This window comes from Rhodoligotrophos sp. CJ14, assembly GCF_038811545.1.
Taxonomy (GTDB): Bacteria; Pseudomonadota; Alphaproteobacteria; order Rhizobiales; family Im1; genus Rhodoligotrophos; species Rhodoligotrophos ferricapiens.
The window spans coordinates 3,501,514-3,524,693 of the sequence record NZ_CP133319.1; the positions used below are offsets into that span (position 1 = coordinate 3,501,514).

Genomic DNA, 23,180 nt, shown 5'->3' on the forward strand with positions numbered 1-23,180 from the left:
CTCAGACAAGCGCTTCCCCGTCCGGCTCTCTCGAGCCGGCGGGAGCCACCTGGGCATAGCTTTGGTATTCACATCTGCGGGCGGGCGACCTCTCGCCTTTTGGCAGAAGAATTCTTTGGCAGTCTCGGTCGGGAAACCGTCCGCCTCAGGAAAACGTCGCGATCTCATCCCTAGGATAATTGCTCTCGCGAAGGCCGCGCAGGAAAGTTCGCCTGGCCCGTCGGATCCCTCTGGTCTGCTCAGCAACCAGTGACGCTGCCAGGCACCGCGCCAACACGTCTCCTCCCTCAGCAGCCAGCAGGTATTCGCACAGACGAGATCTACCCCGATCGGCGCAAGATTTCCTCGCGTGCGATAGGCCTCGGTAATCTGCAAGATATGGTGCTGTCGATTCAATCGAAGGGGAGAAGTCGTGCGGAACTATACTCGTCTTTCGGCTCTGGTAGGGCGCCCAGCTACAAGATGAACGGGAGATGAACGAGATATCGGTTTCATTCACTCGGTGTTGATACAATTGATTACAAAATATTACACGCATAGGGGTGAATCCGGACGCGGAACACATTACCATTTGTTCATGAGGCGAGTTGCAGATGCGTTGAAGGAAATGCGCCATGTCACTCTCTAAGCCAACACTCTTCGCAACGTTGATTGCCGGTGCGCTGGCATTCGGTGGATTCTCGGTTGGCGCTGCCGCGGCAGCGCCCGCATCCGTGTCGAAGGCGGCCATGACGGCTGGCATTGAAGTGTCCGACGTTCAGCAGGTTCAACACCGCCGCTGGAACAGGCACGACCGTTATGATCGCCGCCATTGGCGTCCCCACCATCGATGGCACCGGCATGGCCGCTGGCATGGGCCGCGCTTCCGCTATAGGCGGCCGGGGTACACCTATTTCTATGGTGGCTGGTGGTATCCGTTCCCCTGGTGGATGCGTGGACCGGCCCCGGTTGTCGTCCTTCCCTACTAAGCGGAAGCCTATGCAAACCCCCACAACCCCGGTTGTGGGGGTTTTTTTTGGCGCCTCGCAGTCGCTGTGATCCCGCCTGACACACCAGCTCCTCCGATTTGGGGACCAATGAATGGCGCTACAGCCAAGCGGGGCGGTGTATGAATCTAACGACAAATGACAAATATTATTTATCGAACAAATTCGAGGCCCATAAGGTGCCACCGGAAATGGGGCTGATCCATGAGCTGCTTCATGCCTTTGGTGGTATGGCTGACGATGGAAAAAACTTGAGGATCGTTGATCCTCCAAAGACTGCGCCGGTTTACGATAAATATGTCGAAGGCGGCGGTGCAGTTCTGGGCACGAATATTGTACTCAATCAGATGGGACTGCCGCATCCTGCTGCGATTGGCCATTTTGGTTCTGATCGCCCTGGAAACTATAGTGGCGAAATAATTTCCAAGATAAATAGCGCGCAGGCTCACCAGCTGTCGCCTGACGCCGCACAGGTGATCCGCTCGGTTGCTCAGGGTACCCTGCCCGAGCTTGAGGAATGGCATCCACCATCGCACCCGCATTGGTTTGGCGCATAGAGGCCACAGCTCGGGAGGCACGTACCTTTGCGGACCTGCCGCGTGATGCAGGGCGCGTTTTCCGCGCCCTGCCGGCACCCATTGCAGATCTAGATTGGCTCGCCGCAATTCCGGCAGGCTGATCCGACCAATGACGTCCATCCCCCGGATTGATCCGCTTGCTTGAACACGGGATGATCGCATTTCGGGCATTTGATGTGGCACCCCAATATCCCAAGGATGCCGAGAGCTGCCAGGCCGAGGAAAAGGAAATAGGCGGAAACGCTGACCATCAGCCCAAGCGAAAGCACGAAGACCACAATGAGCAGATCTCTCAGGAAACGCGCCTTGTCGCTGGCAGATACGTTTGGGAACATCGACCGCTCCTTGTCCTTGCTCCCGCGCCCCTGAATTGAGGTTCCGAGCTTCGGACGAGCTTCTTTGATCCGCATCACGCTAATCACCTGAGCTTAACAAAGCGCATCTGATAAACGGTTTCCTTTTCGAGAAGATAATGGCCCTCGAAAGCTTCGGCTGAACGCCCGGACTCATCCATTGACGCGCTTGAAAGCGGCCTCGTACCGCCCCTCCCGCTCAGCCCAGCGCTGGAAGAAGACGCGCTGCACCAGGATCTCTTCCGCATTCGGCTCGTTTTCGAGCAATGCGACTGTCTCGGAAATGTAATCGCCGAGCGGCATGGCATTGGGATCGACGGCTTGAGCTGGACCCATGAGTTCCGTCTGCACATAGGGCGGGACCAGCTCGATGACTTCGACCGACGAGCCTCGAAGCTGAACGCGCAAGCTCTGCGCATAGGAGTGGATAGCAGCCTTTGTGGCGCAATAAGTGGGCGCGAAGGCGCGAGGGACGAAGGCGAGGCCCGACGAGACCATCAGCACCGCGGCCTTCGGCCTGCTCATCAGATGTGGCAGCAGAGCAGCGGTCAGCCGAATGGGGCCGAGCAGGTTGGTGGTGATGGTGGCCTCGGCCGTCTCCGTCTCACCGGATGTCAGCGTCTCCCCCCTCATGATCCCGGCATTGTTGATAAGCACGTTGAGCGCGGGGAAATCGGCCAGCACCTCTCCGGCGAAGGATTTGATCGCCGCTGCATCGTCCACGTCCAAGGCGCGGATCTCAATCCCGGGAATATCCTGGGCCACGGCATTGAGCTTGCGGGTATCGCGCCCGGTGATGATGACCTTGTTGCCTTTGGCATGCAGGGCTTCTGCTAGGCCACGCCCGATCCCGCTGCCGCCGCCAGTGATGAGAATTGTATTGCCGGTGATCTGCATGGGTTACTCCTTGTGTTCTGCGTAGGCGTAGCCGATCGCCGCCGGCCATGCCTGCCTCATCCTTCAAAAGACTTGCCCAATCATCCAGAGGTGGTTCTGCGCCGCCTTGAGAAAGGCCACATCTCGGGATAACGACTTGCCTGTTCTTCTGGAGCTGCAGATGCCAACCCAAACTCTGACCAGCCGCGTCCTTGCCTATTCCGAGCAACATGCGGTGGGGAGCGTTCCTTTTCAGACGGAGATCGCAGGCCTCTCCGTGTCATGCCACCGTGAACCGACCAATGTGACACCGGTGCTCTACCCGCCGATTTTCTGCCTCGTATTGCAGGGCGAGAAGCAGGTTCGCCTTGGCGACGAGATCGTGAGCTTCTCGGCGAAGCGATCGGTGATCGTCGGCCTCGATCTGCCGACCGTTGCGCGGGTGGTGGAGGCCTCCAGCGAGCGCCCCTATCTGGCCCTTGCTCTTCGGTTGGATATGGCTCTCATCAAGGAGCTGGCCGCTGAGCTTAACGATTGCACTGGCGGAGATGGACGGGTGAGTGCAATCGCGGCAGCTGAGGCTGATGAAGCCATTGTGAACGCGATGGAGCGCCTCTTCGACCTGCTCTATAAGCCTGCCGCTGTGCCGATCTTGCTTCCCCTGCTGCGCCGAGAGATCCACTTCTGGCTGCTATCGGCGAGCCGCGGTGCTCTCCTGCACCAGCTTGTGCAGACCAACAGCCATGCTGCCCGGATTGCCGAGGCGACTATTCACATCCGCAGGAATTATGCGCATCCCCTCCGCGTCTCAGACCTTGCGCGCGATGCGGGAATGAGTGTCTCGGCCTTTCACCAGCACTTCAAAGCCATTTGCGGGACGACGCCGCTTCAATATCAAAAGCGCCTGCGCCTTCTGGAGGCCAGGCGTTTGATCCTGTCAGAGGGTCAGCCGGTGTCAGCAGCCGCCTATGCGGTGGGCTATGAAAGTCCGACCCAGTTCAGCCGAGAATTTGCTCGCATGTTCGGATCTCCACCTCGCGAACACCGCTATTCCCTTGCGCGCGCCGAACCCATTGGGATTGTGCTCTAGGCGGGAGGGGTGCAGCAGACCTGCCGATCCCTTGCTATCGCGAGTGATCCCCGAAATACCGCGTGCGAAGGTCCTCCAATTCACCGCGTTCATGGGCTTTGAATTGGATCAGGGGCTGGAAGTGCGGTGGCGCTCGGCCAAACGAAAATCAGCGCTGGCTGGTTCCAAAAATCTCTTAAGAAAGAAAAATCCAGAAATTTGTTGACTTACGACAAGTCATAACTTACCTATCGTCCTATCGATATTTTGTTAGACGACTTTTGTTTGCGACGCTTTCACGCTCCGAAACAAGTTCTTCCTTCAAAAATCGACTGAACTCTTACTGATCGTCGATCGGTGGGAATTGAAATTTTGTCAGGAAAGGACTCGTTATGAGCGCTGGCACAGTAAAGTGGTTTAACGCAACAAAGGGTTTTGGATTCATTCAGCCGGACGATGGCGGTCAGGACGTGTTCGTACACATCTCCGCAGTCGAGCGCTCCGGTCTCAGCACACTTCGCGAGGGTGACAAGCTGACCTATGAGGTCGTGCGCGACAGCAGGTCCGGCAAGTCCTCAGCCGAGCGCCTACAGGTCTCGTAATCGACCACGCGATCTGCCGCCGAGCACAGGATGGGCTGGCGGCGTCCTGGGAAGAAAGGCCGGATTTTTCCGGCCTTTTTTATTGGGGCAGAGCAGATGGCCGGCCGGCGCTGCGGCCGACAACGGGCAGCCACGCCGGCTCGCCGCCGAGAGGGGTCACCGCTGCCCCCATCCAGGCTTCTTTTGGTCTGCCAAACCCAAGCCGTCCAGCTGGATCTCGGCCCGGCTCACGCCGATATCGTTCAAAAGCCGGTCATCCAGCTTCGCAAGCGCGGTGGCGGCGAGTTTCCGCTCTCTGTGGGTGCCAAGTGCGTGATAGGCGGTGTCTATTTTCTCGAGCAGAGCTCTGTCCGCCTTTCGCGACAAAAGCTTCAGGGCTAACGCTGACATCGCAGCTCTCCCATCACGATCTGTCGATCGCTTATATACTGTCAACGATCTTGCGAACGGGCGCCTGGAGCGACCTGATCCGCCGGATTAGCGACGCGCCTCGAGAATAAGGTTGAAGGGCGTTGCCATGGCGCGACGGAAGCGCGTGAAGCCAGCTTTGCGGAACACATCCGCAAGGCGTGCTTCGCCTGCTTGCGCACCGAGGACCATGTGGCCACCTTCGGAAATCGCATGGGCGCAGCAGATCATCGTGGATGCCGAGTAATACATCCGTCCAACTGACGAGATGTTATCCTCGACCCGATCATTGGCAAACGGTTCGACCAGCATCACCGTGCCATCGGGTGCCAAAGTCTTCGCGGCATGCGCTGCCCCCGCGACGGGATCACCCATATCGTGCAGGCAATCGAAAAAGCAGATCAGGTCATAGTCGCGGCCGGGATAGTCGTCGGCGCGGGCCGACGCGAAACGCACCCTTTCGCCAACCCCAGCTTCCCCAGCCAGCCTTTGCGCTTCGGTCACCGACTCCGGATGGGCATCGAAGCCATGGAATTCTGAAGCCGGGAATGCCTGCGCCATCAGAATGGTTGAATAGCCATGCCCGCAACCGATATCGGCGACACGCGCGCCGGCTTTGAGCTTCTCCACGACCCCGTCCAGAGCCGGCAGCCATTCCGAAACCAGGCTGCCGCGATAGGCATTGCGATAGAACGCAGCCACCCCGCAATAGAGCCGACCGTCATGATCACCCCACGGAATGCCCTTTCCGGTGCGGAACGCCTCCACCGCCTTGTCCTCATCGGACCACATTGATGCAGAAATGGCCCAGGCGCTGGGCATGAAGACCGGGCTGTCTTCGTCGGCAAGCACAAAGGCTTGCTCTGGCGTCAGCTCATAGGTGTCGCTGGTCGGATGATACGTGACATAGCCGCCAGCGACCTGGGAATTGAGCCATTCGCGCACATAACGTTCGGCGCAGCCCGCACGTCCCGCGACTTCCCGCGCGCTGAGCGGTCCGGCCCCGGCCATCGCTTTATAGAGGCCGAGCCGGTTTCCAAGGCTCACCATGACCCCGCCATAGCCGGCGGAGAGATCATCGACAGCGCGCGTGACGAGCGCATTGAGTTTGGATTCATCGAGAGGGATGGACCGGATGTCCATGGCCGTTTCTCCTGTTCAAAGTCCCAGAGCGACTGAGACGGTCGGAGAATCGCACCTATCCCACCCGAACGGCAGAGCCGGACAGTCCAAAATCGGGTCGTTTACGCCATTCGACTGGTGAATTCTGGTCGATTTCGGACGGCGCTTGCCAGCATGGCGCGACAGCCATTCTGGCGGTATTCTTCTCTTTTCGGTTCAAAGGATCCGAAATGTCGCGTCACCCAGTATCGACCAAATCGGCGCCGCTCCATGTGAGCCTCGTCGCGATTCCCGAGGCTGTGGTTTCCACGTTGAGCGGCATCTTCGACGTGATGAACGCCTTCGCGATCATGGCGCCACCCGGAGCATTTTCAAGCGAAGTGGACACCGCTTCGCGTGAAGAAAATGCGACCAAGCGACCCCAAGCATTTTCAAGGGAAGTGGACAATGCTTCGCGTGAAGAAAATGCGGGGAGCCCAGCGCTCGGGGCGGTTTCGCTCATGGGGGAAAAACGAAGGCGTTCTGGCGCGGCGCCTGCTCACGCGCCGCCATTCCGTGTCGAGATCGTTGGTCTGCAGACAGGCCCGCTTGAGCTTGCCAGTCACGTGCCCATCACCGTGCAACGCAGCATTGCGGCGCTCGAGACCACCGACATCATCATTGTTCCCTCTGTCCTGCTTGGGTCGGATGGCTGGCGGAAGGGGCGTTATCCGGAACTGATCGAATGGCTCCACGCGATGCATGCCCGCGGCGCGCATCTGTGCTCGGCTTGCTCCGGCATTTTTCTGCTCGCCGAAACGGGGCTGTTCGATGGCATGGATGCCACTGTGCATTTCGGCTATGCCGAGGCCTTCGCTGCCACTTTTCCGCGGGTGCGGATTCACCCGGAGCGCGTTCTGGTCGTCTCCGGCGAGCAGGAGGAACTCATCAGTTCCGGCGCCTCCATGACTTGGCATGATCTGGTGCTCTACCTGATCGCGCGCCACGCTGGAGCAACCGCGGCCCAGGCCGTCGCGCGGTTCTTTGCCCTCCAATGGCATCAGGACGGATTGGCGCCCTACATCGTATTCGAGGGGCGCAATGATCATGGTGACCTGGCCATTCGGGCGGCCCAGGATTGGGTCGCCACGCATTTCTCGGTCGCCCATCCCGTGGAAGAAATGATCCGGCGTACGGGCCTTGCTGAGCGCACCTTCAAGCGCCGCTTCACCAGCGCGACCGGACTGGGCCCGCTGGTCTATGTCCAGCGCTTGAGAATTGAGGACGCCAAGCGTCGCCTGGAACGAACCGAAGCCTCGGTTGATGAGATCAGCTGGCAGGTGGGCTACGAGGAGCCCGCCTTCTTCCGCCGCCTGTTTAAGCGCGTCACAGGCCTGACGCCGGGTGTCTATCGTCGGCGTTTCAGGATTCCGGATTACGCGCGAGCGGACCGAAAAGACCCGAGACCCAGGATCAGGGCTTAAGACGGTTGCGGGTAGCCCAGGGTCCGGGCGAGGGCACGGTCAATGACCGGCATGACCGTGAACTGAAACAGTGTCACAAGCAGGGATCCACCAAAGATCCCGACCAGGCGCTCGACGGCTGGTCGACGCCGAACGCAGGCTCAGCTGCTGTAAGACGCGGAAAGAAAAAACGAGTGCGAATGCGAAAGCCTTGCCTTTCCGGATCCGCTCCGATATACGCGGCGGCGGGACACCCCTCCCCACCGAGGGGCTGCTATCTGGAAGGGTGGCTGCACATGGCAGACATGATGAAACCGGCTCAGCGGCCGGCAAACCCGCTGTTTTCTTCCGGCCCTTGCGCGAAAATCCCCGGCTGGACCCCTGATCTCCTCAAATCGGCTTTTCTTGGGCGCTCTCATCGCGCCAAGGATGGCAAGGCACGTCTGAAGCGGGCGATTGACCTCACCCGCGAAGTGCTCGAAATACCCGAGACCCACCTCATCGGCATTGTTCCCGCGTCCGACACGGGTGCCGTGGAAATGGCCCTGTGGAGCATGCTGGGCGCCCGCGGCGTCGACCTCCTCGCATGGGAAAGCTTTGGCGAAGGCTGGGTGACGGACGTCGTGAAGCAGCTGAAGCTGACCGACGCGCGCGTGCTCAAGGCCGATTACGGCGCGCTCCCCGACCTGAGCGCTGTCGATTTCACCCGCGATGTGGTCTTCACCTGGAACGGCACCACCTCCGGCGTGCGGGTGCCCGATGCCAGCTGGATCCCGGCCGACCGCCAGGGGCTGACCATTTGCGATGCGACCTCCGCAGCTTTCGCGCAGCGGCTTGATTTCGCCAAGCTCGACGTGGTGACGTTCTCCTGGCAGAAGGTGCTGGGCGGCGAGGCTGCCCACGGCATCCTCATCCTCGGGCCGCGTGCTGTGGAGCGCCTCGAGAGCTACACGCCGGCATGGCCGCTGCCCAAGATTTTCCGCATGACCAAGGGCGGCAAGCTGATCGCCGGCATTTTCGAGGGCGAGACCATCAACACGCCCTCCATGCTCTGTGTCGAGGACTATATCAAGGCGCTGGAATGGGCGAAGGCCTTGGGCGGCCTCGAAGCACTTATTGCCCGTGCCGACGCCAATGCCAAGGCGATCGCTGATTGGGTGGCGCGCACCCCCTGGATCGAGCATCTCGCCAAGGAACCGGCCACGCGCTCGAACACCTCCGTCTGCCTCAAGCTTTCGCAAGAGGCGGTGGCGGACCTTTCGCCGGAAGAGCAGGCGGCTTTGCCGAAGGCCATTGCTGCAACCCTCGATAAGGAGGGGGCCGGCTACGATATCGGCGCCTATCGTGATGCGCCGCCGGGATTGCGCATCTGGTGCGGGGCCACGGTAGAGCAGGCCGACTTGGAGGCCCTGCTGCCCTGGCTCGACTGGGCCTATGCCCAGGCCAGTGCCGCGCGCCGTGCGGCCTGAGCCTTCTTCATCGCCAATTTCACTGTCTCAACAGGAGGCTTGCATGGCCCCTCGTGTCCTTATTGCTGACAAGCTGTCCGACCGCGCTGTCGAAATCTTCCGTGAGCGTGGCATCGAAACCGATGTGAAGGTCGGCCTTGACCGCGACCAGCTCATCGAGATCATCCGCGATTACGACGGCCTGGCCGTCCGTTCTGCCACCAAGGTCACCGTCAAGGTGCTGGAAGCGGCGCAGAACCTCAAGGTGATCGGCCGCGCCGGCATCGGTGTTGACAACATCGATGTTCCCGCCGCCACCACCAAGGGCGTGATCGTGATGAACACGCCCCACGGCAATGCCATCACCACCGCTGAGCATGCCATTGCCCTCATGATGGCGCTCGCCCGCCAGATCCCTGAGGCCAATGCCTCCACCCAAGCCGGCAAATGGGAAAAATCCCGCTTCATGGGCGTGGAGCTCACCAGCAAGGTGCTCGGCATCATCGGTTGCGGCAATATCGGCTCCATCGTTGCCGATCGCGCGATCGGCCTGAAGATGAAGGTGATCGCCTTCGACCCGTTCCTCTCTGAGGAGCGTGCGCTGGAACTGGGTGTCGAGAAGGTCGAGCTTGATGAGCTCCTGCGCCGGGCCGACATCATCAGCCTGCACACGCCGTTGACCGATAAGACCCGCGGCATCATCGATGCCGCAGCCATTGCCAAGATGCGCAAAGGCGTTCGCATCATCAACTGCGCCCGCGGAGGCCTCGTTGTCGAGGCCGACCTCAAGGCTGCGCTCGAGAGCGGCCATGTGGCAGGTGCGGCCCTCGACGTGTTCGAGGTCGAGCCCGCCAAGGAAAATGCGCTCTTTGGCATGCCGAACGTGGTCTGCACGCCCCACCTCGGTGCCTCAACGGCCGAAGCGCAGGAGAATGTCGCACTTCAGGTCGCCGAGCAGATGTCCGACTATCTCCTCTATGGCGCCGTCTCCAATGCCGTGAACATGCCTTCGATCACCGCTGAAGAGGCACCGCGCCTGAAGCCTTTCGTGCGCCTTGCCGAACAGCTCGGCTCCTTTGCCGGACAGCTGACCGAGACCAGCTTCAGGGCCATCCGCATCGAGTATGCGGGCGATGTCGCCGAGATGAATGTGCGGGCGCTGACCAGTGCGCTGCTGGCTGGCCTCTTTCGGCCCATGCTGTCGGATGTGAACATGGTCAATGCGCCGGTGATCGCGCGCGAGCGCGGCATTGCCGTTGACGAGGTGCTTCAGAGCCAGCGCGGCACCTTCGAGAACTACATCCGTCTGACTGTCTCGACCGAGCGCCAGGAACGCTCCGTGGCGGGAACCGTTTTCTCCGACGGCAAGCCCCGGATCATTCAGATCAAGAGCATCAATATGGAAGCCGAGCTCGGCCAGCACATGCTCTATGTGACGAACGAGGATAAGCCCGGCTTCATCGGGGCGCTCGGCACCTTGCTCGGCTCGTCCGGCATCAATATCGCGACCTTCCACCTCGGCCGTGAGGCCCAGGGCAAGGATGCGATCGCGCTCGTCGAGATTGATGAGCCGCTGCCCGCGGACGTGCTCGAGAAAGTGGCGGCCTTGCCGCATGTGCGCCAGGCCAAGCCGCTGGCCTTTTAGTCACCCCGCTCGGCGGTGCTCCTGGGCGGGGCACCGCTTCTCGATGATGTAGGCGATCACCTGCTCTTTACATAGCGCAGTTCCAGCTCGCCGACGCCCAAGGCCAGATTGACGCCGGTCTGAATGGATGCGCTGAACGGCTGCAAGGTGAAGGATCGCTTGCCGCCGCCCACCAGCGCGTTGGCGCCGACACCTCCGCCGACCGTTGCTTCGCCGGTGATGCCCACATAAGTGCCGGCCAAAGCACCGCGCTTGAACCGCGGTGTTGGCGCGAACACCACCCATTTGACATAGGCCTTCTTGGTGCTGCCGATATCAATGCCGAATTTGCGGAACGAGCCTCGATAATACTCTTTCCGTCCATTCCCCACAAAATTGCAGGAAACCGCCTTGTCGGAGCCGAGGATAAATCCCGCGCCGCCGGCGACCGTGCAGGTGAGCACGCCGACCTTCACCCCGTCTGCCTGAGCCGGCGTGATGAACGCAGCCGGGATCAGGCAGGCGACCACACCCGCCACACTGAGAAAACGCATTAAGCAACCTCCACCGAGAGAAATGATCACCGTCGAAACAGATGATTTCGGCGGAGCATTCTGCTGGGATCGCGTCGAAATCGTGGCAAATCCTATCTATTCCCCCACCTCGCGTTTCGGGGGCTCTTCGCGATAGGGGATTCGGGCCCGTCGGTCGGTATCATAAAGCTCGCCCCCGTAGTTGCGGTTATATTGCCGGGTCGCATCGAAATGCGGCTGGTAATCCCACGGGGTGATTTTGCCGGTGAGCAATGCCTCCTGAACCAGAAGCCGCGCCCGCTGGGAGGCGATTACCTGGGCGCGCAAGGCCGCGCTATCCCAATGGTCCGCGGCTTCGCTGGCAAAGCGATGAGCCAGTTCCGAATAATCGGGATTGCCGGCCAGATTGACGAGCTCGTGCGGGTCCGCCTGGAGATCGAACAGCTGCGGTGGATCACCGGCTGCGGTGATGTATTTATATTGGCCCCGCTTGATCATGAAGACAGGCTCGGTGGTCCCTTCCGCGAAATATTCACCGATCACCGTGTCCTCCCATCCCTCGCTCGATCCTTGCGCGAGGCCCATCAGGCTTTTCCCATCGACGGGCGCGGCTGGGGCAGGGGCCTTGGCGCCGGCAAGCTCGAGAAAGGTGGGCAGGAGATCGATCAATGAGGCATTCTGGCTGACGCGCCGCGGCGAGAGAGTACCGGGCCAGTGCATGATCAATGGTACGCGGATCGAGCGCTCGAAGAACACCATCTTGAACCATAGTCCGCGCTCTCCCAGCATGTCCCCATGGTCGGCCGTGACCATCACCACTGTATTGTCGGCAAAGCCAAGTGCCTTGAGCGGCCTGAGAATGCGCCCGACCAGATCATCCGCGTAAGAGGTCATGGCGTAATAGCCATGCCGTGCCGCGCGAATATGCTCGTCAGTAACGTCATACTCGCGGCGATCGTAGAGCTGCCACATGCGCCGGCTGAACGGGTCTCGCTGTTCTAGAGGAATATTGGGCACCGTCGGCATGTCGATGTCATCCAGCCGGTATTTATCCCAGAACGCCCGCGGCGCGAGATAGGGATCGTGCGGGTGCATATAAGAGACGGTGAGCAGGAAGGGCCGCTTATCCCGCGACCGCGCCGCATCATAGAGCCAGCGTTCGGCCTGCCAGGCGACCTCCTCGTCATAGTCGATCTCCAGCGTCCGGTCATAGGGACCGGCCTCGGTGATGCTGAGCATGTTGTGGAACCACCAATGGATCCGGTCCGGATCATCCCATGTCGGTGTCCAGCCATAGTCGCCGGGATAAACGTCCGTCGTCACCCTTTCCTCGAACCCGTGCAGCTGATCGGGGCCGACGAAATGCATCTTGCCCGCGAGGCAGGTGCGGTAGCCGGCAAGTCTGAGGTAATGGGCGAAGGTCGGAATCGCCGCCGGAAAATCCGAAGCATTGTCGAAGGCCTGGATCCGGCTGTTATGCTGTCCCGCCATCATCGAGAAGCGCGAGGGGCCGCACAGCGCGGAATTGCAGTAGAAATTCTCGAAGACCACCCCCTGATCCGCAAGTGCCGACATGTTTGGCGTTTGTACGATAGGGTGCCCATACACGGGCAGCGATTGCGGGCTCATCTGATCGAGCATGATCAGCACGATATTCGGTTGCACCAGGACCCCTCCCGTTTACCAATAGCTCACCGGGATCGACGATAGGCCCGCTTGAGGCGGCTTTGCCTCGATGCGACCGACGCGCGCGAGGACAATATCGACAAAGGATGCGATCGAGGCTTGGGGCGCGCAGTCATTCGCGCTATAGACCCCCGTTCGACAGACCTGATGAGGAAGAGTTGCGATGGCCAATGTGGTCGTTGTCGGCGCCCAGTGGGGCGACGAGGGCAAAGGCAAAATTGTGGACTGGCTTTCGGAACGCGCGAATGTGGTCGTGCGCTTCCAGGGCGGCCACAATGCCGGCCATACCCTGGTCATAGACGGTAAGACATACAAGCTCTCGCTGCTTCCCTCTGGCATTGTTCGTCCCGGCAAGCTCTCGGTCATCGGCAATGGCGTCGTGGTGGATCCATGGGCGCTGTGCGATGAGATCGAGCGGCTGAGTGCGCAAGGCGTCAAGGTCACGCGCGAGAATCTGCGGATCGCCGAGAATGCCGTGCTGATCCTGCCGCTTCACCGCGAGCTCGATGGGATCAGGGAGGAGGCCGCCGGCGCTGGCCAGATCGGCACCACCCGCCGCGGCATCGGTCCCGCCTACGAGGACAAGGTGGGCCGTCGCGCGATCCGTGTCATGGACCTGCAGGACCTCGACGCCCTCGGGGCAAAGATCGAGCGCTTGCTGGCGCATCACAATGCCCTGCGTCGGGGCCTTGGTGCCCCGGAGATCGATCCGGCCGCGCTGCATGCCGAATTATGCGAGGTCGCACCGAAGGTGCTGCCCTTCATGGATGCGGTCTGGATGCTGCTCGATGCCGAGCGTCGCGCGGGCAACCGCATCCTCTTCGAAGGCGCGCAAGGCGCGCTGCTCGATATCGATCACGGAACCTACCCCTTTGTCACCTCGTCCAACGTGGTGGCGGGGCAGGCCGCCACCGGCTCTGGCCTCGGGCCTGGTGCGATCGGCTATGTCTTGGGCATCGCCAAGGCTTACACCACCCGGGTGGGCGCCGGTCCCTTCCCGACCGAGCAGATCAATCCCATCGGCGAGCGGCTCGGTGAGAGAGGCCGCGAATTCGGCACGGTGACGGGGCGCAAGCGCCGCTGCGGCTGGTTTGACGCCGCCCTCGTGCGCCAGACCGTGAAGACCAGTGGCATCAATGGCATCGCCCTGACCAAGCTCGATGTGCTCGACGGGTTTGATGAGCTGCAGATTTGCGTGGGCTATATGCTCGATGGCCAACGCATCGATCATCTTCCCGCGAGCCAGGCGGCGCAGCTGCGCGTCCAGCCCATCTATGAGACGGTCGACGGCTGGTCCGAATCAACCTATGGCGCGCGCAGCTGGGCCGATCTCCCGGCTCAGGCTGTGAAATATGTGCGCCATATCGAGGAGCTGATCGAGTGTCCCGTCGCATTGCTCTCCACCAGCCCCGAGCGTGACGACACGATTCTCATGCACGATCCCTTCGAGGACTGAGAATTTCGGTCAGATCAGGATTTCCTGGTCGGCTGTTGTACTGGGCTTGCGCATCTTCGCAAGATCCCGCAGAGTGGGCACATGTTCCGAGGGGTGCGCCGCGAGGCGCTGAGATGCTCGGAAGGCCGGAAGCCTTCAGAAGAGCGAACCCTTCGAACCTGATCCGGGTCATGCCGGCGAAGGGACTGGAACCTGTTGCACTTCCCTCCAGCTCCGCCTCCGTTTCCCGGGTCTCCTTCACGATTTGAGGAGATCTGACCATGAACAAGCCCGCCAAGCCGAAGGACTTCGAGCCGCTCAAGGTGACCACCGGGCCCTTGCCCGCGAGCAGCAAGATCTATGTTTCACCCGCCGCAGCGCCGGATCTGCGCGTGCCCTTCCGAGAGATCGGTTTGCATGCCAGCGCCGGGGAGCCGCCGGTCCGCGTCTATGACACCTCCGGTCCCTACACCGACCCACAGGCCGCCATTCATGTGGAAAAGGGCCTGCCCCGCGCCCGCACCGCTTGGGTGCTCGAGCGCGGCGGGGTTGAGGCCTATAATGGCCGCGTGATCAAGCCGGAAGACAATGGCAATGTCGGCCAGAAGCATCTGGCCAAGGCCTTCCCCATCGCCCATCAGCCGCTGCGGGGCGATGGCTCTCGCCCGCTGACCCAGCTGCAATGCGCGCGCGCGGGGATCATCACCAAGGAGATGATCTATGTGGCCGCCCGTGAGAATCTCGGCCGAGAGCAAGCGCTGGCCAATGCGCGCGCTACGATTGCGGATGGAGAATCATTCGGTGCCGCCATTCCTGAATATGTGACGCCGGAATTCGTGCGCGACGAGATCGCCCGCGGCCGCGCCATCATCCCCTGCAACATCAATCACCCCGAGCTCGAGCCGATGATCATCGGCCGCAACTTCCTCGTGAAGATCAACGCCAATATCGGCAACTCGGCGGTGACGTCCTCTGTCGAGGAGGAAGTGGAGAAGATGGTCTGGGCCATCCGCTGGGGTGCCGACACGGTGATGGACTTGTCCACCGGCCGCAACATCCACAACACCCGCGAATGGATCATCCGCAACAGCCCGGTGCCCATCGGCACGGTGCCGATCTATCAGGCGCTGGAGAAGGTGAACGGCGATCCGGTCAAGCTCGACTGGGAGGTCTATAAGGACACCCTGATCGAGCAATGCGAGCAGGGGGTCGATTACTTCACGATCCATGCGGGTGTGCGGCTCGGATACATCCACCTCACCGCCGATCGCGTCACTGGCATCGTCAGCCGCGGCGGCTCGATCATGGCCAAGTGGTGCCTGGCCCACCACAAGGAGAGCTTCCTCTACGAGCATTTCGACGAAATCTGTGATCTCATGGCCAAATATGACGTCTCGTTCTCCCTCGGCGATGGGTTGCGGCCGGGATCGATCGCCGATGCCAATGACGCCGCTCAATTTGCTGAGCTGGAGACCTTGGGCGAGCTCACCAAGATCGCCTGGGAAAAGGGGTGTCAGGTCATGATCGAGGGCCCGGGTCACGTGCCCATGCACAAGATCAAGATCAACATGGAAAAGCAGCTCCGCGAATGCGGCGAGGCGCCGTTCTATACCTTGGGCCCGCTGACCACTGACATCGCTCCGGGGTATGATCACATCACCTCGGCGATCGGCGCGGCCATGATTGGCTGGTTCGGCACCGCCATGCTTTGCTACGTCACTCCGAAGGAGCATCTGGGCCTGCCGAATCGCGACGACGTGAAGGAGGGGGTGATCACCTACAAAATCGCGGCGCATGCGGCAGATCTCGCCAAGGGGCATCCGGCAGCTCAGGCTTGGGATGACGCCATGTCCAGGGCGCGTTTCAGCTTCCGCTGGGAAGACCAGTTCAACCTGTCGCTGGATCCGGAGCGGGCCTTGGCCTTCCATGACGAGACCCTGCCCAAGGAGGCGCACAAGGTTGCGCATTTCTGCTCCATGTGCGGCCCGAAATTCTGCTCCATGAAGATCACCCAGGATGTGCGTGATTACGCGGCCAAGCTGAATGATAAGACCTTCGGCATGGCCGAGATGTCGAAGAAATTCGTGGAGCTGGGCGGCGAGGTCTATGTCCCGCAGGATAGCGATAAGCCGTAGGACTCCGGCCTGAAAATCAGCAAGGGATCTAAAAAGGGTGGTGCGCGTGTCGCGCCGCCCTTTTTCATGGCGCGTCCAAGTCGTCGTACCAAGTACTGAAATCGTACTCAGCCCAAAACTTGCCGCTTTTAATCCAACTTCTCGTCATCCAGTCGAACTACGAGAGGTCCATTAAAAGTTCTTGACACGGACACGAGCCGTTTCGAGCGCGGCAGAATTTCAGACTTAAATTGGTTCGGGGATATTAATACATGGCACGGCGGTTGTCCCGGCGGCGTTGCTCTTTGCGCGCGTCTCTACATACGAGATCTATTTTTGTAAGTGTCTCCATGATCGCGTTGGCCTCCGCGGGAGCGGCATTTGCTGAGGGACCGATGCGGGACAATGACACTGGTATATGGAAGGGCGCCGATGGTGACATCATCAAGAAAGGTGATGAGTCCTTTCAAACTTACCTCGACTACATCTCGAGCACCTGCGAATTCATGAACATGCGAGACAAAGATGGCAAGCTGACGACACCATCCCTAGCCTGCGGCTTACGTTCGAGGAGAGAAGATGGGCAGGCGTATACGCCGTTTCTCGAAGCGGGGAAGGGAAAGGCTTGGCGCTCGGACCAAGCTGCGCTCGGCATCGGCGCCAACGTGTATGTCGGCGAAGGAAGCACAGCCTTCGGTACGCATAGCGAAGCGAAGCTGGATGGCACCGCCTTCGGTCACACGGCGCTGGCGATTGGAGAGGGCTCCACAGCGGTCGGCTACGCCACATGGGCTAAAGGTCGACACTCGATAGCGATCGGTAACGGGGTCGCCGCCCGGGATGACTACGAGGTCAGGTTGGGATCAGCGGATAACTTCTACGTCATGCCTGGCCTCGCCAGGTGGAAAGAAGATCTTGTGGGTGATGGTATCGTCGTCACGGATACTTCCGGAAGGCTTTCCGCCACGAGCTATGACGGCTTGGTGAGGCGGATGAAGCGCGACCTCGGTAGCAGCGCGGACCTTGATACTAACCCGTATCTTCTGCGCATCCAGACCGCAGTTGAAGGCGTCGATCTGACGGCCAAATCGGGTAAAACAACCATTAACCAAAGAACGAGTGAATACTCGCAGCTCATCGATGAGAAGAAGCGGGAAATATCGGAGAAATGGGACAATGAACGGGAGAGGCTGAGGGTTTTTCTTGGGGAAGAAACCTCCAAGGTTAAGAAGCACGCAGATGGAGCAATCGAGCAAATGAAACAGGCTGGCAGCCGCGTGGAACAGGCTGCTAAGCAAGTGCTTCAGCCTCCAGGTGTGCAGTCCGACAACGGTCGGGACGATCTTGGCAGTTTGAAACGGCTAGATGAGCGGAACACACAGATCACAAAGATGGTCGGAGATCGCAATAAAGACTTCGATGAGCTGAGCCAGCGGAATGACAATACCATCGAGATGGTTCGGGATCGCAACGACGATTTCGACAAGCTGAAGCAGCGGAATGACGAGACCATCAAAATGGTGGGGGATCGTGACGACGAGTTTAACCGGCTCGACACGCGGAATCATCAACTCAAGAATGAGGCTCAGAGTCTGGGCGAGGAATTCGGGCTAATCGAGTCCGGCCGTGATAATCTCAAAACGGCCAGTCAGCGACTGCAGAAGCGCGTGGATGGTCACGAAAGCCGCATCCAAGAGGTCGAAACGAAAACGGCCGTGATCGAGGTCGACGACGAGAACCGCAGCGTGAGCCTCGGCCACGAGCAGGGCAGCACCCATCAGCTACGGGGTGTGACATCGGAGAAGTCGAAGGCTGCGCAGCAAGGCGAGGAGCGTTACCTGATCACCTCGGACGCGGATGGTCGGATGGTGGCTCGCCCGATCCAGGAGTTCAACAGCCTCTTCGCCGCGGAAGCTTTAAAGCCGATGGAAACGAGGCTTAACGCACTCGAAGGACGCTTCGACGACCTCGCCAGCGATGTGAGATATTTGGGCCAGCGCATGGACAGGGTCGAGGAAGGCATCGCCATGGCTCTGGCCTTGGCCAGTCCCCTGCCGGATTTCGAGAAGCTGGCCGTCTCCGTAAATCTCGGCGGATTTGCCGACAAGCAGGCTTTGTCCCTCTCGGCTGGCGTCAAGCTCGCACCGAACGTCATTCTTTCATCCGGTCTTGGTCTTGGTCTGAAAAAGGGCAGCGTTGGCTACAGGGTCGGTCTGTCCTGGGCTATGTAGGGGCGGTCGCGAGAAGCTGTGCCTCTGTCAGCATGGGGCGCTCCATGATACCCGGTAAGGTGCCTCATTCCGCCTCACTACGCGCATTGGCGGACATTTTTTCACCGCAATGCAACTTTAAGGCGAGGGTGATTTGTATTTAGGTATTTTACATGTATCGGCTTCGTTCCATCTTTGCCGCATTGCTTGCCTTTATCCTCGCCTCCGCCATGGGCCTATCCTGCCTGGCCGCTCAGGAAGTCAGCGTGACTGTGGGGCCTGTCGATCACCCGTCTCCGGCAGTGCCCGAGAAGACCGAATTGGTGGGCCTGCTTCGCAGCACGATGATTGCGCTCGATCAGGCCAACCGGACCGGGAATTACACCGTGTTTCGCCAACTCGCGTCCCAGCATTTCCAGGACGCGAACTCCGCCGAGGATCTTGCCCACACATTCAAAGACTGGCGGCTCGCCGGCATCGACCTCGGCTCTTTGCCGACCGCCGATCCTACATTCTCACGCACGCCGGGGCCGGATGGCTTTGGCCGGCTCCACGTTGCTGGAACTCTCACCACATGCAGTCATAAGGTGAGCTTCGATCTCACCTTCGTTGCCGAAGCCGACCGCGGTTGGGTACTCTATGGGATAAAACTCTCGGCGCAAAAGCCGGCGCCTGTGAAGGTCAGCAAGAAGCGCCCGACCGCAGCGCCAAAGGCGGTCGAGCCGGCTGGTGTTCTTCCTCTGCCGATAGAGCCTGTGATGCCGCCCGGCCCTCGGCGAAGGCCGTAGGGTCAGCAGCTGAGCTTAAAGAAAGCGAAAATGCTCTAAGCCTCGAGCCGCTTGACATACCAGGCGATCAGTTTTTCCCAGACGGCATCCTTCTCCGCAAGATCCTCGATCCCGTGATTGAGGTCTGGATTGTCATTGACCTCGATGATGTAGAGCGCATCCTCGGTCTGTTTGAGGTCGACGCCATAAAGCCCGTCACCGATCAGCTTCGCTGCGGCAACCGCGGTGTCCATGACTGGCTTGGGCACCTCCGCGATCGGAAAGGCCTTGAATGTGCCTTCATCCGGCGCTTTGCCGGGCTCGTGCTTGACGATCTGCCAATGATGCGCCGCCATCATATATTGACAGGCAAACAGCGGCTCGCCATCCAGCACCCCGATGCGCCAGTCGAATGCGGTGGGCACATATTCCTGGGCAATAAGCAGGTCCGATTCCTCGAGCAGGCTCTTGATCTTCTCCCGCAGCGCCTCTGGCGTCTCTGTCTTGAAGACGCCCCGGCTGAATGATCCATCCGGGATCTTCAGCACGACTGGCCAGCCGAGCTGCTCCGGCAATTCCTCTGCCTGCCGAATATTTTGGACGATCACCGTTTTCGGCGTCGGCAGCTTATTGGCGGTCAGGAGCTCCGCCAGATAGACCTTGTTGGTGCAGCGGATCATCGATTGCGGATCATCGATGACCGGCATGCCTTCCTGCTGTGCGCGCCGGGCAAAGCGATAGGTGTGGTTGTCGATCGACGTCGTCTCGCGGATGAACAGCCCGTCGAACTCGGCGAGCCTGTCGAGATCGCTCTTCGTGATCGGCGCAACCTCAACCCCATGCTTCTCGGCGACTTTTGCCAAATATTTGAGCGAGCTTTCCTTGGAGGGCGCGAGCCTTTCCTGCGGATCATAAAGCACCGCCAAAGTATATTTTGCCGGCACCCGCGCCTTGGCATCGCGCCAGGCACGACGCGTATAGGCATCCAGCGCCTGTCTCAGGAACTGGGTCTCGTCGCCTTTCAGCGTGTTGGCCGGCTCCAGCGCGATTTTCTTGATACGTCTGGGGCCGTTGCCATTAGGCTCCAGTTGCACCCGCAGGATCGGCGCGCGAAACCAGTCGAACAGCAACCGGCCGAACTGGCTCAGGCCCTGATCGCCCGTGAGCCCGAAGCAGACGAGAATGTCAGGCTCGACAGCTCGAGTATGGCCATTCGTCTTTTCAAGGCAGCGATTGAGCATGTCCTCGAGTTCTGGCAGCGCATGCTTGTAGAGCGCCTTTTTCGAGAGCTCCACCATGGTTTCCACCGACGGGATGACGCGGTGGCCGCGCGCCTCCGCCAGCAGCGAGCAGTAATAGCCCGATGCCTGGTATGAGTAATTGCGCGCCAGATTTATGATCTTCGGCTTCATGTCGCCAAAGAGATGCGGCCGCGACAGGTAATCCCTTGAGGTCATCACCTTGTGCGGCGTGTCGGCATTGGCGAAGTTGCGGTTCTGATCGACGAGAATAAGCCAGCTCATCTGGGTTCGATAGGCTCCACAATCACCGCCGCCCGAAGGCGTGACTTTCCATAAACACTCATCCGTTCAAACTCTTCGATCGGGATGGCGACAGCCGCCTTCGAGACCGCGACCTCATAATTGTCAGGGTCAACCCACGGATCATGGGCAAATACGAAATGGTCATCGCAATCATAGGCCAGGATCCAATGTGGCGAGCGCTCATGATACATGCGATAGGCGCTGACCAATACGATTGCAGTGGCGCCCCGTTTGAGCGCCTGACGCAGGCCCTTCAACGAAAGGGGCTGTCGTCTGATTTTCACGCCAAGACTCCGGGCTTGCTCCAGGAAGTCTTCCTGGACGGTCTTCATCACATCCTGCTTCCAGGGTGTGCGCACGCTGTCGAGGAACAGCGGACCGGTTCGGCTGACATAGACCGACGTCTTGTACCCCATGCGCGCAAACGTCACCGCCATGCCCACAGGTTCGCATCCGCCCGGCCCCGAGGTCATGAAGATCGTTGTGGATTGGCGCCAAAGGCTGATCTCGAACCGCTTGCTGAACTCGACCGGTACCCCGATGCCGGCAAGCGCCATCATCATCGCGGCGGGCCCGCAGGTAAACTCGGTGCTTTGCGGATAATAGGGGACCTGCCGGGCGATGGTCGGCGCGTGCGACAGCAGCGATTTCTCCAGCCTCAATGCGTCGGAATGATCGGCGTAATAGTCGAGAAAGCGCCCGAACTCGCGATAGCCCAGCCGCTTGTACAGCGCGAGAGCGGCATGATTGTCGGGACGGACCTCCAGCCGCATGAACATGGCGTCGCGCTCGGTCGCACAGCCCTCGAGCGCCAGCATCAGCTGTTCTCCGATCCTTTGGCCACGGGCAAAGGGGGCGGTGGCAATCGAGTAAACCCGCGCAACGGACGTATTGCGCCGGAACAGGACGATTGCGTATCCGGCCACCTCGTCATCGAGCATCGCAACCTTGACCACGGCAGAATCCGACCGCAGAAACTCGCGAAAGCTCCGTGCACTGATCCGGTCGGTTTCGAACACCGTTTCCTCGAGGGCGACCAGTGCAGGAACATCAGCGGCCTCGGCAGGACGCAGCGACACGGCCGGCATGCGGCGAGATGAAGCCCTCAACGTTATGGCCGTGCCCATCAACCGCGGCTCCATGGCCGCCGATGCGAGCCATTCTCGCATCGAAATGCGGCCGAGTACTGCGGAGTCAGCGCTCTCGCCATAACAGCGCCAATCCCGCCCGGATGCGCTGATATCGCGCCGTTTTCGGCGGAGTTCAAGTGGCATCCCGCATGCAGACTAACGAATTGTTTGGGTAAAACGTCAAGCTCTTGCTTCAGGCTGGGAGCGCGGACCACTCGCCGCGGAAAATCGCCCCGAAACCGCCATATAGCGGCCGCACCGGGCGATATGGTCCGGCGCCTAGGACAACTTGGCGAAAGGTGTGTTTCGATGACGAATGCTGCGCTGAATTCCGGCTCTGTCCAGGGTGCTGGGACTTTTGGGAAGGGGGAGGCAGACCTGTCTTGCCGCGAATCCGGCGTCTATTCCTCGATCGGTTCTCAAATGCCGGCCCAGTGCGACGCGCAATCGGGCGCCGTCGCACTGATCCTGAAATCGGAACCGAATCGCTTCCGCTTCGCCAGTTTTCAGCTGGGCGAAAACGACATGCTGGACACCCTTCAGCAAGTCATAGATCGGATGCATAAGCATTTTCCTGACAGCAGGACTGAGGACGAGCAGCGGACCTGGATCCAGATCCGCTATGCTCCTGTGCAGGCGCCAGCATCCTTAGAAAAATACGTCGAGCAGGTGCCGGACCAGTTCTCGGGGCTACCCTGGCGTGTCGCCGAGCAGTATTGGTCGTCCGTGACGCTTGACCAAGTTGCCGCCCAATACAGCTGATCGGCACGCGCCAGCAGAATGACGGTCGAGGACATTCGAGATGACTTTAAACCTCCCCAGTGACCAGTCTGGTCTCCAAGGAGATGGTCCATCCTGGCCTGCTGCCGTCGCGCCGGCTGAGCAGGATATCGAGGCAGCCAACAGATCCTCCAAGAGCGCTGGCGTGATATTCAGGGAGACGACATCGGTTGATGGTGTTCCGCAGTCCGAATTTCATTTGCTGGCAATTCCGCTTGGCTCGCCGGGTGGCGCCAAATCATTGTTGGACGTCTTCGAGGTGGTCCATAGCCGCTTTCCGATATGCGCGGGTTGCAAGCCGACCGATCAAGAGACCATCGAAGTGTGGATCATCTGTTCGGACACTCAGATCAAGCAGCCCGTCGAAACGCACCAACTTTACGTTATGCCTGAAACACCTGACGTTCCCTGGTTGATTGCGGAACACTACCTTTCGCATTGATCGCTCATCTGCGAATGCCGACCCCTACCAG

Annotated in this window: 21 protein-coding genes and 1 riboswitch; of the genes, 13 read left to right on the forward strand and 8 right to left on the reverse strand. The window is 60.1% G+C overall.

What is annotated here, in order from left to right:
- Nucleotides 1–614: 614 nt before the first annotated feature.
- Nucleotides 615–968: a hypothetical protein gene (locus tag RCF49_RS16345; protein ID WP_342640853.1), complete on the forward strand. Its 354-nt coding sequence runs from the start codon at nucleotides 615–617 to the stop codon at nucleotides 966–968.
- 140 nt (nucleotides 969–1,108) lie between these two features.
- Entirely contained in the window at nucleotides 1,109–1,543 is a 435-nt protein-coding gene (locus tag RCF49_RS16350) for a hypothetical protein (protein WP_342640854.1), read from the forward strand.
- A gap of 89 nt (nucleotides 1,544–1,632) precedes the next feature.
- Here RCF49_RS16350 and RCF49_RS16355 read toward each other — a convergent pair whose 3' ends face one another.
- Together RCF49_RS16355 and RCF49_RS16360 are read right to left on the reverse strand one after the other, a co-directional pair.
- On the reverse strand, nucleotides 1,633–1,899 hold the full coding sequence (locus RCF49_RS16355) for a hypothetical protein (protein WP_342640855.1): 267 nt from the start codon (nucleotides 1,897–1,899) through the stop codon (nucleotides 1,633–1,635).
- A gap of 171 nt (nucleotides 1,900–2,070) precedes the next feature.
- Nucleotides 2,071–2,814, reverse strand: a complete 744-nt coding sequence (locus tag RCF49_RS16360; protein WP_342640856.1) for an SDR family oxidoreductase — start codon at nucleotides 2,812–2,814, stop codon at nucleotides 2,071–2,073.
- Between the two features lie 160 nt (nucleotides 2,815–2,974).
- Here RCF49_RS16360 and RCF49_RS16365 point away from each other — a divergent pair, with 160 nt between their 5' ends.
- Together RCF49_RS16365 and RCF49_RS16370 are read left to right on the forward strand one after the other, a co-directional pair.
- A complete protein-coding gene (locus RCF49_RS16365) occupies nucleotides 2,975–3,883 on the forward strand; it encodes an AraC family transcriptional regulator (RefSeq protein WP_342640857.1) in 909 nt (302 codons plus the stop codon).
- A 371-nt stretch (nucleotides 3,884–4,254) separates the two neighbouring features.
- On the forward strand, nucleotides 4,255–4,464 hold the full coding sequence (locus RCF49_RS16370) for a cold-shock protein (RefSeq protein WP_342640858.1): 210 nt from the start codon (nucleotides 4,255–4,257) through the stop codon (nucleotides 4,462–4,464).
- 156 nt (nucleotides 4,465–4,620) lie between these two features.
- Here the strand turns inward: RCF49_RS16370 and RCF49_RS16375 are convergent, their stop codons facing one another.
- Together RCF49_RS16375 and RCF49_RS16380 are read right to left on the reverse strand one after the other, a co-directional pair.
- Complete coding sequence (locus RCF49_RS16375) at nucleotides 4,621–4,854, reverse strand: DUF1127 domain-containing protein (protein ID WP_342640859.1); 234 nt, start codon at nucleotides 4,852–4,854, stop codon at nucleotides 4,621–4,623.
- A gap of 87 nt (nucleotides 4,855–4,941) precedes the next feature.
- The gene (locus tag RCF49_RS16380) at nucleotides 4,942–6,015 is read right to left on the reverse strand and encodes a class I SAM-dependent methyltransferase (RefSeq protein WP_342640860.1); all 1,074 of its coding nucleotides are present in this window, start codon (nucleotides 6,013–6,015) and stop codon (nucleotides 4,942–4,944) included.
- 209 nt (nucleotides 6,016–6,224) lie between these two features.
- Between RCF49_RS16380 and RCF49_RS16385 the strand changes: the two genes are divergently transcribed.
- The 3 genes from RCF49_RS16385 to serA all read left to right on the forward strand — a co-directional run bounded on the left by RCF49_RS16385 (nucleotide 6,225) and on the right by serA (nucleotide 10,529).
- On the forward strand, nucleotides 6,225–7,457 hold the full coding sequence (locus RCF49_RS16385; RefSeq protein ID WP_342640861.1) for a GlxA family transcriptional regulator: 1,233 nt from the start codon (nucleotides 6,225–6,227) through the stop codon (nucleotides 7,455–7,457).
- A gap of 275 nt (nucleotides 7,458–7,732) precedes the next feature.
- A complete protein-coding gene (locus tag RCF49_RS16390; protein ID WP_342640862.1) occupies nucleotides 7,733–8,905 on the forward strand; it encodes a phosphoserine transaminase in 1,173 nt (390 codons plus the stop codon).
- A gap of 43 nt (nucleotides 8,906–8,948) precedes the next feature.
- A complete protein-coding gene (gene serA / locus RCF49_RS16395; RefSeq protein WP_342640863.1) occupies nucleotides 8,949–10,529 on the forward strand; it encodes a phosphoglycerate dehydrogenase in 1,581 nt (526 codons plus the stop codon).
- Nucleotides 10,530–10,585: 56 nt separating this feature from the next.
- Here serA and RCF49_RS16400 read toward each other — a convergent pair whose 3' ends face one another.
- Both RCF49_RS16400 and betC read right to left on the reverse strand, forming a co-directional pair.
- A complete protein-coding gene (locus tag RCF49_RS16400) occupies nucleotides 10,586–11,062 on the reverse strand; it encodes a DUF992 domain-containing protein (protein ID WP_342640864.1) in 477 nt (158 codons plus the stop codon).
- Between the two features lie 96 nt (nucleotides 11,063–11,158).
- On the reverse strand, nucleotides 11,159–12,706 hold the full coding sequence (gene betC / locus RCF49_RS16405) for a choline-sulfatase (protein ID WP_342640865.1): 1,548 nt from the start codon (nucleotides 12,704–12,706) through the stop codon (nucleotides 11,159–11,161).
- A 184-nt stretch (nucleotides 12,707–12,890) separates the two neighbouring features.
- Between betC and RCF49_RS16410 the strand changes: the two genes are divergently transcribed.
- The 4 genes from RCF49_RS16410 to RCF49_RS16425 all read left to right on the forward strand — a co-directional run bounded on the left by RCF49_RS16410 (nucleotide 12,891) and on the right by RCF49_RS16425 (nucleotide 19,274).
- A complete protein-coding gene (locus RCF49_RS16410) occupies nucleotides 12,891–14,183 on the forward strand; it encodes an adenylosuccinate synthase (RefSeq protein WP_342640866.1) in 1,293 nt (430 codons plus the stop codon).
- A gap of 79 nt (nucleotides 14,184–14,262) precedes the next feature.
- Nucleotides 14,263–14,386, forward strand: a riboswitch (TPP riboswitch).
- A gap of 57 nt (nucleotides 14,387–14,443) precedes the next feature.
- Nucleotides 14,444–16,297 (forward strand): phosphomethylpyrimidine synthase ThiC, encoded by a 1,854-nt coding sequence (gene thiC, locus RCF49_RS16415; RefSeq protein ID WP_342640867.1) that lies wholly within the window; start codon nucleotides 14,444–14,446, stop codon nucleotides 16,295–16,297.
- A gap of 329 nt (nucleotides 16,298–16,626) precedes the next feature.
- Complete coding sequence (locus RCF49_RS16420; RefSeq protein WP_342640868.1) at nucleotides 16,627–18,507, forward strand: hypothetical protein; 1,881 nt, start codon at nucleotides 16,627–16,629, stop codon at nucleotides 18,505–18,507.
- A 152-nt stretch (nucleotides 18,508–18,659) separates the two neighbouring features.
- Complete coding sequence (locus RCF49_RS16425) at nucleotides 18,660–19,274, forward strand: hypothetical protein (RefSeq protein WP_342640869.1); 615 nt, start codon at nucleotides 18,660–18,662, stop codon at nucleotides 19,272–19,274.
- 35 nt (nucleotides 19,275–19,309) lie between these two features.
- Here the strand turns inward: RCF49_RS16425 and RCF49_RS16430 are convergent, their stop codons facing one another.
- Nucleotides 19,310–20,776 (reverse strand): RimK family protein, encoded by a 1,467-nt coding sequence (locus RCF49_RS16430; protein ID WP_342640870.1) that lies wholly within the window; start codon nucleotides 20,774–20,776, stop codon nucleotides 19,310–19,312.
- Nucleotides 20,773–21,924 (reverse strand): GNAT family N-acetyltransferase/peptidase C39 family protein, encoded by a 1,152-nt coding sequence (locus tag RCF49_RS16435; protein WP_342640871.1) that lies wholly within the window; start codon nucleotides 21,922–21,924, stop codon nucleotides 20,773–20,775. The genes RCF49_RS16430 and RCF49_RS16435 overlap by 4 nt, the downstream gene beginning before the upstream one ends.
- A gap of 312 nt (nucleotides 21,925–22,236) precedes the next feature.
- Between RCF49_RS16435 and RCF49_RS16440 the strand changes: the two genes are divergently transcribed.
- Together RCF49_RS16440 and RCF49_RS16445 are read left to right on the forward strand one after the other, a co-directional pair.
- Complete coding sequence (locus RCF49_RS16440; protein ID WP_342640872.1) at nucleotides 22,237–22,689, forward strand: hypothetical protein; 453 nt, start codon at nucleotides 22,237–22,239, stop codon at nucleotides 22,687–22,689.
- 40 nt (nucleotides 22,690–22,729) lie between these two features.
- Nucleotides 22,730–23,149 carry a hypothetical protein gene (locus RCF49_RS16445; protein ID WP_342640873.1) on the forward strand — a complete coding sequence of 140 codons (420 nt, stop codon included), beginning with the start codon at nucleotides 22,730–22,732 and terminating at the stop codon, nucleotides 23,147–23,149.
- The last annotated feature ends 31 nt before the right edge of the window (nucleotides 23,150–23,180 follow it).

What these genes read in the sequence shown, in the direction of transcription:
- RCF49_RS16345 (WP_342640853.1), top strand. Translation starts at nt 615, where the DNA reads ATGTCACTCTCTAAGCCAACACTCTTCGCAACGTTGATTGCCGGTGCG.
- RCF49_RS16350 (WP_342640854.1), top strand. Translation starts at nt 1,109, where the DNA reads ATGAATCTAACGACAAATGACAAATATTATTTATCGAACAAATTCGAG.
- RCF49_RS16355 (WP_342640855.1), bottom strand. Translation starts at nt 1,899, where the DNA reads ATGTTCCCAAACGTATCTGCCAGCGACAAGGCGCGTTTCCTGAGAGAT.
- RCF49_RS16360 (WP_342640856.1), bottom strand. Translation starts at nt 2,814, where the DNA reads ATGCAGATCACCGGCAATACAATTCTCATCACTGGCGGCGGCAGCGGG.
- RCF49_RS16365 (WP_342640857.1), top strand. Translation starts at nt 2,975, where the DNA reads ATGCCAACCCAAACTCTGACCAGCCGCGTCCTTGCCTATTCCGAGCAA.
- RCF49_RS16370 (WP_342640858.1), top strand. Translation starts at nt 4,255, where the DNA reads ATGAGCGCTGGCACAGTAAAGTGGTTTAACGCAACAAAGGGTTTTGGA.
- RCF49_RS16375 (WP_342640859.1), bottom strand. Translation starts at nt 4,854, where the DNA reads ATGTCAGCGTTAGCCCTGAAGCTTTTGTCGCGAAAGGCGGACAGAGCT.
- RCF49_RS16380 (WP_342640860.1), bottom strand. Translation starts at nt 6,015, where the DNA reads ATGGACATCCGGTCCATCCCTCTCGATGAATCCAAACTCAATGCGCTC.
- RCF49_RS16385 (WP_342640861.1), top strand. Translation starts at nt 6,225, where the DNA reads ATGTCGCGTCACCCAGTATCGACCAAATCGGCGCCGCTCCATGTGAGC.
- RCF49_RS16390 (WP_342640862.1), top strand. Translation starts at nt 7,733, where the DNA reads ATGGCAGACATGATGAAACCGGCTCAGCGGCCGGCAAACCCGCTGTTT.
- serA (WP_342640863.1), top strand. Translation starts at nt 8,949, where the DNA reads ATGGCCCCTCGTGTCCTTATTGCTGACAAGCTGTCCGACCGCGCTGTC.
- RCF49_RS16400 (WP_342640864.1), bottom strand. Translation starts at nt 11,062, where the DNA reads ATGCGTTTTCTCAGTGTGGCGGGTGTGGTCGCCTGCCTGATCCCGGCT.
- RCF49_RS16410 (WP_342640866.1), top strand. Translation starts at nt 12,891, where the DNA reads ATGGCCAATGTGGTCGTTGTCGGCGCCCAGTGGGGCGACGAGGGCAAA.
- thiC (WP_342640867.1), top strand. Translation starts at nt 14,444, where the DNA reads ATGAACAAGCCCGCCAAGCCGAAGGACTTCGAGCCGCTCAAGGTGACC.
- RCF49_RS16420 (WP_342640868.1), top strand. Translation starts at nt 16,627, where the DNA reads ATGATCGCGTTGGCCTCCGCGGGAGCGGCATTTGCTGAGGGACCGATG.
- RCF49_RS16425 (WP_342640869.1), top strand. Translation starts at nt 18,660, where the DNA reads ATGTATCGGCTTCGTTCCATCTTTGCCGCATTGCTTGCCTTTATCCTC.
- RCF49_RS16430 (WP_342640870.1), bottom strand. Translation starts at nt 20,776, where the DNA reads ATGAGCTGGCTTATTCTCGTCGATCAGAACCGCAACTTCGCCAATGCC.
- RCF49_RS16435 (WP_342640871.1), bottom strand. Translation starts at nt 21,924, where the DNA reads ATGGGCACGGCCATAACGTTGAGGGCTTCATCTCGCCGCATGCCGGCC.
- RCF49_RS16440 (WP_342640872.1), top strand. Translation starts at nt 22,237, where the DNA reads ATGACGAATGCTGCGCTGAATTCCGGCTCTGTCCAGGGTGCTGGGACT.
- RCF49_RS16445 (WP_342640873.1), top strand. Translation starts at nt 22,730, where the DNA reads ATGACTTTAAACCTCCCCAGTGACCAGTCTGGTCTCCAAGGAGATGGT.